Source organism: Colwellia asteriadis (genome assembly GCF_039523295.1).
In the GTDB taxonomy this organism is placed as follows: domain Bacteria; phylum Pseudomonadota; class Gammaproteobacteria; order Enterobacterales; family Alteromonadaceae; genus Colwellia; species Colwellia asteriadis.
In genome coordinates this window covers 112,386-128,227 of sequence record NZ_BAAAFA010000010.1, presented here as the reverse complement: position 1 = coordinate 128,227, position 15,842 = coordinate 112,386, and the positions used below count along the sequence as shown (strand labels likewise).

The following is a 15,842-nucleotide window of genomic DNA, read 5'->3' as shown; positions in this document are numbered from 1 at the left end:
TAGCGTGCCTTTGCTTATCGTAAAGACACGCTTTACCATAAAAACACTTAGCTATTCGTAAACTATAACAAGCCAAACGCCGACATTAAGCTGCGAGCGCTTAATAAGAGCGTAACTAACACCACCAATAAACCAAGTAAGTTTTGTCGCTTAGTGTTTTTATGTTGCCCTAATGTTGCGCTATTCATCATCCATAAGAGAAATAATGAAATCAATGGTAACAGTACTCCATTAGCAACCTGTGCCACCCATATCACTTCAATAGGTCGATAACCTATACTCGCAATTAACACACCCAGTAATAAAATAACAAACCAAATACTTTTAAATTGCAAAGAGCTAATCTCTTTATTGAGATTTAAAATGCCACTTAAAGCAAAAGCTGCCGCTAATGGCGCGGTTACGGCTGATGATATACCGGCGGCAAACAAACCTACCGCAATAAAAATGCCCGCATGTTCGCCAAAAACAGGTGCCAGTGCTGGTGCAATATCAGCCGCATTAGTGATTTCTATTTGTTGACCAAAAAAAGCACTAGCGGCGGTTGAGATTATCGCAATTGAGATCAAACCACCTAGAGGGATGGCAAAATACAAATCCTTTCTTGCATCACCAAGCTGCTCAACGTTTTGCCATTTTTTACTCGCACTAGCACTATGTAAAAATAGGTTATACGGCACAACGGTAGTTCCAATTAATGCAATAACCGTTAACGTAGCCCCTGTAGGCAAGCTCGGTATTAATAAGCCTGAGAAAAACTCACTCCAGTCAATGGGAACCATCATAAAGCTCGCCAAAAAGGCAATACTCATAACGGTAACTAATAAAATTAACGCTTTTTCAATAAACTGATAGCTACCGCTTGCTAAAATAAATAATGCAACAGATCCTATAACGAGCGGCCAAAGCGATATTGTTTCCAACATGCTTCCTTGAAGCCACTGCCCTTGGCCAAAAACATGAACTAAACCAAGGCTAGCTCCTGAAATATTACCACCTTGATAAGCCGCATTACCCACTACAATAGCGCTAACAACCAGTAATACTGCTAATATTTTAACCAATGGATTTGTGCACGCTAAGCGAATATTTTCACCTAACCCTTGTTGAGTAACAACACCTAAACGGGCGGCCATTTCTTGTAAGATAATGGTCGCGATTACAGAAAAAACTAAAGCCCACAGCAAACTGAAACCATAATTTGCGCCAGCCATTGTTGCAGTAATCACAGTACCAGGACCAATAAATGCAGCAGTCACTAACACTGCTGGACCAATTTTAGGAAATTTAATCATTATTTTTATTCTTATTATAAAGTTATCGAAGAGCTACTTAACGCTACGCTTTACTTGTGGTAAATCACTGGCTTGCCAGCCATTAAAGTCTCCGGTTAAATGATCTAACTGACTAAAGCCTTGTTTAAGCAACGCTGTTGTTGCTATATCAACTCGCCGACCTGAACGACAATAAAGAACAATTTGCTGGTGCTGGTAAGCCAATAACTCATTTAGACGTGAGTTAATCTCGGTATGAGGGATATTAATTGCTCCTGGGATGTGCCCTTGAGCATACTCCTCTGCCGATCTAACGTCGAGTAATAGCGGTTTATCAGCTTGTTCCATTAACGACAACAATTGTTTTTGCGATACCTCAACCGCTAAACTTGTTGAATGATCCAACAAGAAAAATACAGGTAGCATTATTATCATCAGTGTTTTTTTAAGGTTTATCATATTTTTTCCTGATTTTTAATCGGTATTACTCATCTATATTTATTATCTATATTTATTACATATATAAACAAGGGGTTAAAAAGCTAGACGCAATAAAGCGAAATTAATTATGTCATTTTAGGCTTTAATCTTAACATGATAAGTGTTCCTAACAACGCACAAGCAGCTGCAAAAGCAAACGCTACATGAACACCTGCACCATCAAGCCATAAAATACCAGTAATATAAGCGCCTGTTGCACCGCCAATCCCGTAAACACCACCAACATAAATGCCTTGCCCTCGACTTTGTTGACGCTGAGTAAAATGGTTGGAAATAAAGGCCATACTCGCACTGTGATAAATAGCAAAACTTGCTGCATGACTTAACTGAGTAATAGCCAATAAATAGGGATTAGCGCCAATCAAAGGTAATAAAAACCAGCGCAGTGCGGTGGCCCCTAAACTAAAAGTTAACAAGAGTTTTAACGAGCAATGTTTAAAAATACGCCCCATGTAAATAAAAGCAACAATTTCAGCAATAACCCCAAGAGAAACAAATAAACCGATAGAAAAATCGGGATAGTTTAACTCCCGTAAAAATAATGCAAAAAAACCATAATATGGTGCAAAACTCATTTGTAATAAAACACCGGCCAAAAAGAATACTATAAAATTAGCATTGATTATTTTATTCCAAATAGCGACGTTCATTAGCTCACTACTTTCACTATTTACCCGTTTTCTCTTATTATTATTGAGTGCCAAAGTACAAATAAATAACGCCAACAGCATCAAAGCCCCTAAAATAACAAACGCTTGATTTGAGAAGTAACCTATCGCATGCCCCGTAATAACTGCTAAGACAATAAAACCAATACTGCCCCATAGTCTAACTCGGGCGTAAATTTTGGCGTTTTTACGTAGCTTAGTTAATGTGTGCACTTCTAACTGCGGTAAAATAGCGGTCCAAAACAAGCTAAATGACGCTAAGGCAAGAGCAATAGTTCCATAAGTGCTGAGCCAAAATAAACTACTAAAACACAATAAAGCTAATAACGCTCCTACCCTAATAATTAGTATTTGCTGCCCTGTTTTATCAGCCAGCATCGACCATAGGCTTGGCGCTATAATTTTAGTGACGGTAAAAATAGCTAAAATCTCGCCTATTTCTCGAGAAGTAAAACCTTTACCATCAAGAAATACAGAAAGAAATGTGGAGACTAAGCCTAATAAAGAAAAGTAAAAGAAATAACTTAGTGATAAACGTGAAAATAATGTCAAAGTGGGTAACCTTGCAAAGAAATTAATATACCAAGATAGAAACGCCTGTAATAGCAACAAAAAAGCAACGCCTAAACGTTGCCTTTAATTTTTTATAACCTCACGATTACACCTAACTATTACCTACTCATGAGCTCAGATGTTCACGAATAATTTAGGGTACCAAATTTACTTCTCAATATCTGGTGTTATACAGTTTACATCAGCATTTTGACCACGGTGACGTAAATAATGATCCATTAAGGTTAATGCTAACATTGCTTCAGCAATAGGTACTGCGCGAATGCCAACACAAGGATCGTGACGACCTTTGGTAATAATGTCGGTAGGCTTGCCCTCTAAGTCAACAGTTTTACCGCTTACACCAATACTTGAAGTTGGTTTTAAGGCAATATGCGCAACAATATTTTGTCCTGATGAAATTCCCCCTAAAATACCACCTGCATGATTTGAAGCAAAACCTTCAGGCGTTAACTCATCTCTATGCTCAGAGCCTTTTTGGTTTACAACCGCAAAACCATCACCTATCTCAACACCTTTTACTGCGTTAATGCTCATTAAGGCGTGCGCCACCTCAGCGTCTAGACGATCAAAAATAGGCTCGCCTAGTCCCACAGGAACATTGCTGGCAATAACCGTCACTTTAGCGCCAATAGAGTCTTTCGCTTTAATAATCTCACGTAGATGTTGGTCAAGTAGCTCAAGTTTGCTTTCATCAGGAAAGAAAAATGGATTTTGCTCAACTTTTTGCCAATCAATAGTGCTTAAGTCAAATTGACCGCCATCAGCAGCGGTAGCACTAATATCACCAATTTGTGTCACACATGCTTGAATTTGAATGCCAAATTTATCTGCTAAGTATTTTTTAGCTACTGCACCCGCAGCAACACGCATTGCTGTTTCGCGTGCTGAAGAGCGACCACCACCACGGTAGTCTCTTAAGCCATATTTTTGCCAGTAGGTGTAATCGGCATGACCAGGACGGAAACTTTGCGCAATATTACCGTAGTCTTTTGACCGCTGATCGGTATTTTCAATCATTAACCCAATAGGCGTACCGGTAGTTTTGCCTTCAAAAACACCCGAGAGTATTTTTACTTCATCAGCTTCACGGCGTGCTGTGGTGTAGCGTGATGTACCAGGTCGACGACGATCTAAATCAAACTGTAAATCACTAGCTGATAGTTCAAGCCCAGGTGGGCAACCATCAATAATGGCACCTAAACCCAAACCGTGACTTTCACCAAATGACGTTACCGTAAATAGCTTTCCGAAGGTATTACCTGACATTTACTTTTACCACCTATAAGTTATTGTTTTATTATATTTTTCATTGTTAAAATGAATTTTTCACATGAGTTTTTTATATGAGTAATGACATCAATATTGAGTACATTACGCTATTAACTTATCTGTTAATTACTCTATTAATTATTCTGTTAATAGCGCTGCATTAAAAAGTGCTGCGTACTTAACTAACTGTGTTTTAGTTAGCATGAATACACCATGACCACCGCGTTCAAATTCAAGCCAAGTAAAGTCGACTTTAGGATAAACAGCTTCAACATGCACCTGTGAGTTACCCACTTCACAAATTAATATACCATCATCACTTAAATGCTGAGCACTTTGCGCTAAAATAACGCGTACAATATCTAAGCCGTCTTCACCACAACCTAAGCCCATTTCAGGCTCATGCGTATATTCTGCTGGTAGGCAGTCAATATCGTCTTGGTCAACATATGGTGGGTTACTAACGATTAAATCATAAATTTGTCCTTCAACCCCAGAAAAAACGTCAGATTGAATTGGAATAACTTGTGCATTTAAGCCATGATTTTCGATATTCAGTTGCGCTACATTTAAGGCATCAACAGATAAATCAACCGCATCAACCTCAGCTTCTGGAAAATAGCTCGCGCACGCTATAGCAATACAACCGCTACCTGTACACAAGTCTAAAATACGCTGCGGTGGCTTATCTGCATTAATATAAGGCGAAAATTGTTTTTCAATCAGCTCACCAATAGGCGATCGCGGCACCAGAACACGCTCATCCACATAAAAAGGTAACTCAGCAAAATAAGCAAGGTTAGTAATATAAGCAACAGGTACTTGTTCTGTAACTCGACGTTCAAACAAGCTAAGAATATTCAGTTTTTCTTGTTCGATTAAGTTACAACTCATTACTTGATCGCTCAACTGCTCAGGTAAAGACAATGCGTGCATAACCAAGGTAAGTGCTTCGCTTAAAGGATTATCATTACCATGACCATAAAACAGCTCAGCTTGATTAAATAAACTTGCGCCGTAACGGCAAAAGTCAGCAATAGTATGAAGCTGCTTGGTTATTTCAGTAGAATTGGATTCGATCACTCTTTTTCCTAAGGTGTTTGTTAACACACGTTGTATTTAAAAATAAATGTTTTACACTAACGCCATGAAAAATATTGACTCAAAAGCCGCGTTCAAGGCAATTAAAAAGCAACTACGCTCAACAGAAAAAACTGTTGTGTCCGCTCACAATAAAACCACTACCACAGTCAAGGATAGTGCGATAATTGATGATGATAAAAAGTTATTCAGTGATGCGGTAGGTAAAGTAAAACCTATGGTTATTGACACCATACATTATGTCAAAACGTCGGGCAAATCAAAACGCCCTAGTGACAATAAAAAGACAGATAAAATGGTGGCCCAGTTTCATTTTTCTGATGAATTCGAGCCAAATTTAACCACCCAAGGTCCTATGAAATATGTCCGTGAAGGTGTTGATAGTTTTGAGGTTAAAAACCTACGCCGTGGCCACTACACACCCGACTTAATTCTAGACTTACATGGTTTAGACCAGCATAAAGCCAAAAAAGAGCTTGCCGCTCTGCTGTATGCTTGTCAAAAAGAGCATGCACAATGTATTTGTGTTGTTCACGGCATTGGCTCGCATGTATTAAAAAACAAAGTGCCACACTGGCTGGTACAACACCCTGATGTTATGGCATTTCATCAAGCGCCACTTGAATGGGGTGGTAATGGCGCATTACTTGCCCTGATTGAGTTAAAAGATAAATTCAATCGAGATTAGCCTGTTACCTTATCTTAAGGTAAAGCAAACAATTAAAGATCGTGTGGCGATATCATACGTACAAATTCACCACGCATACTTTGCGTATCATAATCAATTTGAGCAACACCTGCTGTCGCAAAAATAGGCGCGTGCTCACCTTGAGTAAGCTCTGCCACTAAATAGCTTACTAATGGCATATGCGAAACAATCAGCAACGCCTGTTCGGGTACTTCGACATTATTCGGCGATAAGCCATCAATAAAGTCATGTAACTGCTTAGCACTTCCTTCAGGCGTAATAAAATCCAAAGTAATAGCGTTTATATTAATATTTTTCAGTACGTGAGCACATGTTTGTTGTGCTCTAACAAAAGGGCTAACAAAAATATGATTAAAATGAATATTCATTTTAGTCAGCCAATTCGTCATCAATTGCGCTTCAAGTTGCCCTTGTGTTGTTAAGGGTCTGTCACTATCACTGTGAAAGTTATGACCAATGAAGCCCTCGGCTTCTCCATGGCGCATTATATATACTTGCATTAAGTCTCCCGCATAAATTAGCGGATAAATTCAAACATTTAGCGATAATTTTTTCACTTTATCGTGATTAAATAGTTAGATATAGAATAATTTTGCGGCTATAGTAATAGAATTAACGGCACTTTAATAACAACTGTTAAGAATATAATAGATGTTAGTTATTCCTTAAGGTAATTTAGAAAGTGATTTTGTCAATAATCCCCTTCTTTTTATTCATATTTTATCGCGATACGCTTTGCTGTTTAAAGTGTTCTTAGGAGCTCTAATTTTGAAGCAAAGTCCTAATGATTTAAAAAAATATCAAGCTATTACCCTAAAAAATGGTTTGCGGGTTTTACTGATTCACAATAATGAAACAACTAAATCTGCCGCTGCGTTAGCGGTTAATGTAGGTCACTTTCAAGACCCTGAAGATAGACAAGGTTTAGCTCATTTTTTAGAGCACATGTTATTTTTAGGCACCGAAAACTTCCCTGATGGTAGTGAATATCAAAAATTTATTAATCAGTACGGCGGCTCACATAATGCGTGGACAGCAACAGAGCATACTTGCTTTTTCTTTGATATTAATCACCAATATTTTGAACCTGCCTTAACGCGTTTTAGTGAATTTTTTACCTGCCCTTTACTGTCAAAAGAATTTGTCATTAAAGAGCGACAAAATATCGACGCTGAATTTGCCTTAAAATTAAAAGATGATATTCGTCGTTTATATGATGTGCATAAAGAAACCATTAATCAAAAACACCCATTTTCAAAGTTTTCTGTTGGTACGTTAGATACCTTAGCAGACAGAAATGGCCAATGTATTAGTGGTGAAATTCAAGCATTTTTTAATACCTTTTATCGCGCTGATTATATGACATTAGCACTTGAAGGGCCGCAATCACTTAAAGCGCTACAAAACTTAGCCGAGCAATTATTTGTTAATATAAAGTCCGCTTGTGAACCACTACCTAAAATAGAGCAACCGCTTTATTTACCTAGCCATCAAGGTATTAAAATAAATGTTTGTCCTGTTAAAAATGATCACCAATTAATTATTAGTTTTGCCATGGAGGGTATTGATCAATACTACCAAGACAAACCAGAATCTGTGTTAGCCTACCTACTTGGTCATGAAGGTAAAGGCAGTGTTTTATCTCTGCTAAAAAAACAGCAATGGGCTATGGGGTTAACAGCAGGCTCGGGAATCAACGGCTCTAACTTTAAAGATTTTAATATTTCAATTCGCTTAACTGAGCTAGGCGAACAACATATTAATGATATTATTGATATTGTTTGTTGTTATATAGCGACATTAAAAGCTGACTCCATCCCCTCACATTACTATCAAGAAAAACAAAGTATTAGTGAGTTATCTTTTCTGTACCATGAAAAGTCTCACCCGCTAGATAGCGTTAGCCAACTCGTGTTGAATATGCAGCACTACCCTGTTGAAGACTATATTTTTGGCGACTATATCATGGCAGGTATTGCACCTGAGAGAACGACTAAGTTACTTAATGCGCTCAATGTTGATAATATGCGTATTATTCATGTGAGCCAAAAAAATTCATTTAATACTCGAAGCTTTTGGTACCAAGTCCCTTATCAAGTTAACGAAATAGAGCTTAAACAACTTAACCATTGGCGTAAGTTATCAATGGCTGAAACTGCTTCCCCTTGGTTTAGTGAGCTTTTTCTACCAGAGAAAAACCCTTATATAGTTAGTCACCCAAAGCTTTATAGCTCAGCATTAGACAACGTCAGCACCGATAACAACAAAACGAAATTAATTCCCCAAAAAATTGTCAACGAGAATGGTTTTACGGCTTGGTATAAACAAGGTTGTACCTTTAACGTCCCTAAAGGTTATTTATATATAGGTATTGACTCCCCGTATGCTATCACCAGTTATGAAAATATTGCCATGACTCGGTTATTTGTAGATTTATATACTGATACTGTAATTGAAGAAAATTATGACGCTGAATTAGCAGGGATTCATTATCACTTATATGCTCACCAAGGTGGGGTAACATTACAATTATCAGGCGTTAGCGAAAAGCAAAATTTACTATTACCTAAACTGCTCACCAGATTGAAACAACATCAGGTAAGTCAATCTCACTTTGAATTATTCAAACGACAAATAATTAAGCAATGGCAAAACAGCAACAAAAGTAAATCTATTTCTCAACTGTTTTCAAATTTGAGCTCGTTAATGCAGCCTAATAACCCCAGCACTGTCGAACTTATATCGGCATTAATGACTGTCACTTACGCTCAATATCAACAATTTTGTCAGCAACTTTTTAGTAAAGTTACTATCGAGATGCTCATTCATGGCAATTGGTTACCTCAACATGCCAACGATATTATTCTCAATGTCAAAAATGCCTTTATTGGTGCGGTTGATGATAGCTACGCTGTGCAGTGCCCAGTTATCGACATCCACAAACAACAGACATTGTTATTACCAATTTCATTAGCTGACCATGATCATGCCAGTGTTATCTACAATCCAATGCTTAGTAATGATAATCAAAGTATTGCGCTAGCCATGATCACCAGCCACTTACTCTCACCATTGTTTTTTCAACAAATGCGCACTGAAAAACAATATGGTTATTTAGTCGGTGTTGGTTATGTGCCAATAAACCGTTATCCAGGTATCGCTTTTTATATTCAATCGCCTCATACCGATGCAATAGCATTAATTAATGCTATGGATGACTTCATTAATTGTGCAGAGAAAAACCTGCAAGAAATCAGTGCCAACGATTGGCTTGAGCTGACACAAGGCTTAGCAGGACAGTTACAAGAAAATGATCAAAACTTACGGATTAAAAGCCTACGGTTTTGGTCTGCTATTTGTAATAACGATCAACTATTTGAACATAAGCAGCAATTAATCAAAACAATAGTTAACGTAAAATTAAATGATGTAATTCAATTTATTAGAACTACTATCATGCCTAGCACTAACCCTGATAGAGTTGTTATTTACTCTTTAGCTGAGCAAGACAAAAAGCAAAAAAATCGCGAAAAAGTACAGTTAAATGGTAAAATAATAAACAACCTGAGTGAATTCGTAAAAAAAAGCCAAAGAAAGTTTTAAAATTGCCGATATAAGCAACAGCTTAGATTGACTTGGGCTGTTGTATGTTTTGTAATGACAATGCTTATATTAATAATAATAACAATTATCTTTAACTAACTGCTCCCATTACATTAAGTTAGTGCTTTTAATAGGGTTTACCTTTGCTTTTATTTCCTTTGCCTTTTTTGAAACAGAATGTTGTACGCCTTCTTCTTACCAAGTTAATTCCTATTAGCGCTACTATCACTTTGTTTATTTACAGTTTTTTATTCAGCGTACTTATTAGCTTCCCTGTAGTTGCAGATCCTACCTCTCAAAATCATATCCATAAAAACATTAACGATTTCCAATTAAAATTTAGTCAGTTTTCAGCAAATGAAGGCTTATCGAGCAGTAATGCTTTTGCCATTACACAAGATCAACAAGGTTATTTATGGATTGCAACAGAAGATGGTTTAAATCGTTTTGATGGTAAAAACTTCCAAGTTTATCGACACGATATTGCCAATGCATTCTCTATTAGTGACAATGTCATTCGTAAAATCTTTATTGATAGTAATAATACCTTGTGGATAGGTACTCAAAATGGACTAAGCCGCTACAATAGAGAATTAGATAACTTTGATAACTTTCATCACGACGTTAATAATGCTAACTCACTCAAAGACAATATTATTTGGGATATTTACCAAGACCAAAATCAACGCTTGTGGGTGTCAACCAGTACCGGTGTCCAAAGCCTAGATGTTACTAATCTAAAGCAGTCTGAACTTAGTTTTCAGCCTCTTAAGGTACATGACTTTAAAGGCTCTTTGCTTGAAATAAAAACGATTTATCAAGATAAGCAAGGTAATTATTGGTTGGGCAGTTACGGGCATGGTATTCACCTTGTTAATAATAACTTCTATTATGTTGGCTCACTACAAGGAGATAATAAATACAAGTTATCCATTGATGCCACTGCGCTTTTTGATTTAAAAGAAATCGATGATAGCATTTGGCTAGCAACCGATAATGGTTTGTTTGTTATTGACCACCACTACAAGTTAAGTTCGCATATTTTTGCTAGAGATAATAACGAATACAGTAATACAGACGCCCTAAATAAAAACCTACCGACATTATTATCTAACCATATCAGGGCCATTGAACAATACGATGATAATAATATTTGGCTTGCGACTAATGACGGGTTAAACATCATTAACCTGCTTAACGGTACTATTAGTAGTCATACAAAAAGCGCCTATAGCACTTCTCTTTCTGATAACTGGTTAATGGATATATTTAAAGACGCTAATGGCACAATGTGGTTAGGTAGTTATGGTGGAGGGCTTAATAAATATTCACCGTTAAACTCTATGCTTTACCATGGGTTAGCTGAAGTTGATAATATAACAAAGCATAATTACCGAGTAGAGTCGTTTACTCAAACAGATAGTGACGCTGTATATTTATCAACCGAACAACAAGGGGTTTTCAAATTAGAAAATAATGCCATTTACCAAGAAAACTTCAATATACCTAGCGGAGTTAGGCAAATTCTGAGTGGTAAAGACACTTTATGGATATTGTCACGCGAAGGGTCTTTATATCAGAAAAGTACACTCACTAAAAACAACGAAAAACATCAATCTTGGGACTACCTTTCTGGTTACTCTACTCACCAACTCGTTTATGTTATCAACAATCACCTTTGGTACTTAAATACCAAAGGTATGTTAACAAGTTATAACACTAGCACTAAAGAGTTTAGTACCCACCTTGATCAAGAAAGCAATATATTTTCGAAGCTTCATAAAGATGGTAACAGCAAGCTATGGCTTATTTCTCAAGACAATAATATTGTAACTTATGATCCACAAGCCTTACTATTTAGCCCACCTTTATTAACACTAAATAATGATATTAACAGTGAAAAAATAACCAGCATTGCGATCAGTCAACAGTACATATGGCTGGGATCGGATTCTCAAGGCATCACACTCATTGATAGGACATCAAACAAACATATTACGTTTAATGAAAAAAATGGTCTTAAAAATAATTATATTGCATCGATTCTTATCGACGATCAAAGCAACGCATGGATCGCAACAAATAAGGGTATTAGTGTTATTTCTTCTGAAGCTAATAGCATTCTTCATTTTGATGCTGATTTTTCATTAAATATGCCTGAATTCATAAAATACTCAGCACTTAAAAAACAAAATGGTGAGCTGTATTTCGGTAGCCCTACAGGTTTTTATCAGTTTTTACCAAGTGAATTATTAAGTATTACTCAAGTAATCAATCCTCCCCTATTTACCAATTTATACATTGCCAATAAAAAAGTAAAAATACAGCAAAACCCGACTATTGAGCAAAGCGATAAAAATAATAAAAAAGCACCTTATACATTAAGCAAGCAGCTCAATAGTTTAACGAAAGTCATTTTAAGACACAGCCATTCTCCCGTGAGTTTTGAATTTGTATCACCTAATACAAAATTACCTCATCAGCTCAACTATCATTACCGATTACAAGGTCTCGAGAGTGACTGGATTGAGGCAGATAAAAACAACTTAAAAGCCACATATACTAATTTAGCCCCTGGCAATTACACGTTTGAAGTACAGGCCTATGACTCTCAAAGTGCTAAAATAAGTAGCATAAGTAAATTACAAGTTCATATATTAGCTCCTTGGTGGTTAACGAACAGTGCTATTTTTATTTACCTTTTATTGTCTTTATTATTTATTAGTTTTGTTTTCCAACAAGCACGCAACAGACGCTTATATCATTTAAAAATCAAACAAAATGAAGAGCGTTTAAAGCTATCTCTATGGGGTAGCGGCGATGAAATGTGGGATTGGAATATGCTCTCAGGAAAAGTATTCCGCTCTAATATTTGGGGTAAGCTTGAGTTTCCACAAGATGGTAGCCGTAATACTTTACCGCAGCAGGCAAATAGTACCCATATAACCCAATCACCTGAAAGTAATATTCACCACCATGATATTGTTCGAGTTAAGCATGAGTTGAACGAGCATATCAAAGGGTTGAGTAATCATTATGAAGCGGCTTATCGCGTACAAGATAAGGATGGTAATTGGATTTGGGTACTCGATCGTGGAAAAATAGTAGAGCGTAATGAGCAAGGTAAGCCTACTCGTATGACTGGCACGCTTAAAGATATTAGCCAAATTAAAAATACCGAAGAAACCTTAAAACTGTTTGCGCGCTGCATTGAAAATATTTCTGATGCGGTTGTCATTTATGATAAAGACTTCATCGCTGTAGATGTTAATAAAGCCTTTGTACAAATTACAGGAAAAACTCGAGAGCTAATGATTGGAAAACCGCTGAGCTTTAGTCAATATCCTGATAAATTTTGCGAAAGTATCAAGCAGCATCTGATAACTAAAGGTCGCTGGCATGGTGAAATTGAAAGCCTTCATCAAAATGAAGATAAATACTTTACTGACCTTAATATTGACGTTATTTATGATGAAGACCAAAGTATATCTCACTTTGTCAGCGTTTTTTCAGACATCACTAAACGAAAAGCTACCGAAAGCGAACTGCGTAGGCTTGCCAGTTCAGATACTCTGACAGGCTTACCTAACAGAACCTTTTTTCAACTGCACCAAACCAAGCTCGTTAAAAACAAAACCCCACACGCGCTATTGGTATTCGATTTAGATAATTTCAAAAAAATCAATGACTCATTGGGACATCAAGTAGGCGATGCTATTTTATGTAAAATTGCCGAGCGTATTGTTAATATCGGCCGCCCACAAGATACTGTCTATCGTTTAGGTGGTGATGAGTTCAGTATATTAATTGAAAACACTAACGATATTCATACTATTACCAGCATATCCAATGAAGTATTACAGTGTATTGCTATGCCTTTTAAATTAAAAAACCAAGAAATTGTACTTTTTAGTAGTATTGGTATTGTACTATACCCCGACGATGGATTGAGCCCTCATGAACTCTTAAAAAATGCCGATACCGCCATGTATCATGCTAAAAATGCTGGTGGTAACCGTTATCAATTCTTTAACGAGTCGATGAATAAAGAAGCAGTGCATCGACTACAAGTTGAAACCTTAATTCGTCATGGTTTACGCGAAGATTCATTCTCTGTTTACTACCAACCTAAAATATCGATTAAAACAGGCCAAGTAGCAGGTATGGAAGCCTTAGTACGCTTTGAAACACCAGCTAAAGGTATTATTAGCCCCGCAGTGTTCATACCCGTATCTGAAGAAACAGGGCAGATTATTGATATAGGTGAAATTGTTTTACGTAAAGCCTGCTTTGCTACAAAAAAGTGGGTAGATGCTGGTTTATTCAACGGTCGTGTCGCAGTAAACCTTTCAGCAGTACAATTTACTCAAGCTAACCTTGTCGCTTTAATTGCGAGCATATTAAAAGAAAGTCAATTACCGGCTAAATACCTTGAGTTAGAAATAACCGAAGGTACAGTAATGAATGCCCCACAAAAAGCTATTGAAACAATGAACCAGATACGTGATATGGGTATTCATTTATCGCTTGATGATTTTGGTACGGGTTACTCTTCGCTCGCCTATTTAAAGAAATTTCCTTTAAATACTTTAAAAATTGATAAAGCGTTTGTTGACGATATTGAAGTATCAGAGCAAGGAAGAAATATGGTTGCCACTATAGTTACCATCGCTCATAACTTAACAATGCAAGTCGTTGCAGAGGGCGTTGAAACCAATAAGCAACTCGACTTTTTATCCTCTCTTGGTTGTGAGCAGTTACAGGGCTATTTATATAGTAAACCTTTACCCCGTGATAATTTCCATCAATATTTAATTTCACATCAGGTTACTCAACAATCAACCTCATTTAATCAGTTATAAAAGATCTTATTTTATAGCTGATTAAATAAACGGCCCATTATCAGCCCTTCGAGAGATCATGCTGAATAAAACAGCCAATAACGTACGTCAATATAATGACACTTGAAAAATAAATATTACTCACAACAACTTAAAAGCCACTCATATACCTTTTAATAACCATTAACGTTAAATATACTCGTAAAACGCCATAGAAACTAGGCTCCACAAGTATCCCCCCAAAAAAAACTCACATAAAATTAACATAATAAACATTAGAAATACATCTTGGCACAACTTTAGCATTACTTAGTTTGATAAATAACTTAAGTCAAATTAAATTAATAAAAAAGGAAATCTTATGTTTAGTTCTATTCTTCTTTCAATGGCAGTATCAATGACACCTTCTTCTCAAGTGGCGAATGTTTCTGAAGCTACAGCTAACACATTAAAAACTTTTGAAATTGCAGCTCCACGCGGCGTTATTCGTATTGGTGATGCTCGTGGTACACGCCGTCTTAGCGCTGATAACGCTTTAGAACTACAACAAGTAGGTGATGCACGCGGTACACGTCGTCTTAGTGCTGATAACGCTTTAGAACTACAACAAGTTGGTGATGCACGCGGTACACGTCGTCTTAGCGCTGATAACGCTTTAGAACTACAACAAGTTGGTGATGCACGCGGTACACGTCGTCTTAGCGCTGATAACGCTTTAGAACTACAACAAGTTGGTGATGCACGCGGTACACGTCGTCTTTAATCTGAAATATTACTCGGAGTGAGCATGCTTAAATTAATTAAAGCACTATTTACCCCAAGTGCGACTAAAAAAGAAAATCCCATTGCAGCGGCAGTTGAAATAAAAGAAACCTCAGCCAGTCGTTGGTGGTGTTAATTAATAACGCTTTGATATTAATCACCTCACATAAAGGGTGTTAATAAAATAAAGTGAATAAAAAAGCTAATATATCAACAAGATATATTAGCTTTTTTTATGTCTTAATACTTAGCTGGTATATAGCAAGTGTTAACTTGACAGTCGTTATAGTCGTTACTTATGCGCGAAAGCGCGCCACACTCAAATAACCGCCCGCAACAGAATAATAATGATTAAGCACCATACGCTTTTTCATCGAAAACATTGGCCATAATACTGGGCCTAAAATAAAGCCGCCAATCGCCCAACGTTTACGTGGCATACCCGCGCATAAAGAGTGGTAGTAATAAAAACCACTTGAGCAAAAGCCAATCAGAAATAAAATACCTAAAGCAAGTAGTGACATAAGAACAACAACTA

General features: G+C 36.9%; 11 protein-coding genes. 4 read left to right on the top strand and 7 right to left on the bottom strand.

Going from position 1 to position 15,842, the window contains the following annotated elements:
* Positions 1 to 62: 62 nt before the first annotated feature.
* The 5 genes from ABD005_RS14650 to prmB all read right to left on the bottom strand — a co-directional run bounded on the left by ABD005_RS14650 (position 63) and on the right by prmB (position 5,371).
* On the bottom strand, positions 63 to 1,295 hold the full coding sequence (locus tag ABD005_RS14650) for an Nramp family divalent metal transporter (RefSeq protein ID WP_343818356.1): 1,233 nt from the start codon (positions 1,293 to 1,295) through the stop codon (positions 63 to 65).
* Between the two features lie 33 nt (positions 1,296 to 1,328).
* Positions 1,329 to 1,733, bottom strand: a complete 405-nt coding sequence (locus tag ABD005_RS14645; RefSeq protein WP_343818355.1) for a rhodanese-like domain-containing protein — start codon at positions 1,731 to 1,733, stop codon at positions 1,329 to 1,331.
* Positions 1,734 to 1,840: 107 nt separating this feature from the next.
* On the bottom strand, positions 1,841 to 2,995 hold the full coding sequence (locus ABD005_RS14640; RefSeq protein WP_343818353.1) for an MFS transporter: 1,155 nt from the start codon (positions 2,993 to 2,995) through the stop codon (positions 1,841 to 1,843).
* Between the two features lie 168 nt (positions 2,996 to 3,163).
* On the bottom strand, positions 3,164 to 4,285 hold the full coding sequence (aroC, locus tag ABD005_RS14635; protein WP_343818352.1) for a chorismate synthase: 1,122 nt from the start codon (positions 4,283 to 4,285) through the stop codon (positions 3,164 to 3,166).
* Positions 4,286 to 4,426: 141 nt separating this feature from the next.
* Positions 4,427 to 5,371 carry a 50S ribosomal protein L3 N(5)-glutamine methyltransferase gene (prmB, locus tag ABD005_RS14630; RefSeq protein ID WP_343818351.1) on the bottom strand — a complete coding sequence of 315 codons (945 nt, stop codon included), beginning with the start codon at positions 5,369 to 5,371 and terminating at the stop codon, positions 4,427 to 4,429.
* Positions 5,372 to 5,435: 64 nt separating this feature from the next.
* On the opposite strand from prmB, the gene smrB reads away from it, so the two are divergent.
* Positions 5,436 to 6,077: an endonuclease SmrB gene (gene smrB / locus ABD005_RS14625; protein ID WP_252738990.1), complete on the top strand. Its 642-nt coding sequence runs from the start codon at positions 5,436 to 5,438 to the stop codon at positions 6,075 to 6,077.
* A gap of 32 nt (positions 6,078 to 6,109) precedes the next feature.
* Here smrB and sixA read toward each other — a convergent pair whose 3' ends face one another.
* Entirely contained in the window at positions 6,110 to 6,598 is a 489-nt protein-coding gene (gene sixA / locus ABD005_RS14620; protein ID WP_343818349.1) for a phosphohistidine phosphatase SixA, read from the bottom strand.
* 268 nt (positions 6,599 to 6,866) lie between these two features.
* On the opposite strand from sixA, the gene ABD005_RS14615 reads away from it, so the two are divergent.
* The 3 genes from ABD005_RS14615 (at position 6,867) to ABD005_RS14605 (ending at position 15,305) form a co-directional block, all read left to right on the top strand.
* Entirely contained in the window at positions 6,867 to 9,701 is a 2,835-nt protein-coding gene (locus ABD005_RS14615) for an insulinase family protein (protein WP_343818347.1), read from the top strand.
* Positions 9,702 to 9,844: 143 nt separating this feature from the next.
* Positions 9,845 to 14,563 (top strand): EAL domain-containing protein, encoded by a 4,719-nt coding sequence (locus tag ABD005_RS14610; protein ID WP_343818346.1) that lies wholly within the window; start codon positions 9,845 to 9,847, stop codon positions 14,561 to 14,563.
* Positions 14,564 to 14,903: 340 nt separating this feature from the next.
* Positions 14,904 to 15,305: a hypothetical protein gene (locus ABD005_RS14605; protein WP_343818344.1), complete on the top strand. Its 402-nt coding sequence runs from the start codon at positions 14,904 to 14,906 to the stop codon at positions 15,303 to 15,305.
* Positions 15,306 to 15,600: 295 nt separating this feature from the next.
* On the opposite strand, the gene ABD005_RS14600 is transcribed toward ABD005_RS14605, so the two are convergent.
* Complete coding sequence (locus ABD005_RS14600) at positions 15,601 to 15,828, bottom strand: hypothetical protein (RefSeq protein ID WP_215981143.1); 228 nt, start codon at positions 15,826 to 15,828, stop codon at positions 15,601 to 15,603.
* Between the last annotated feature and the right edge of the window lie 14 nt (positions 15,829 to 15,842).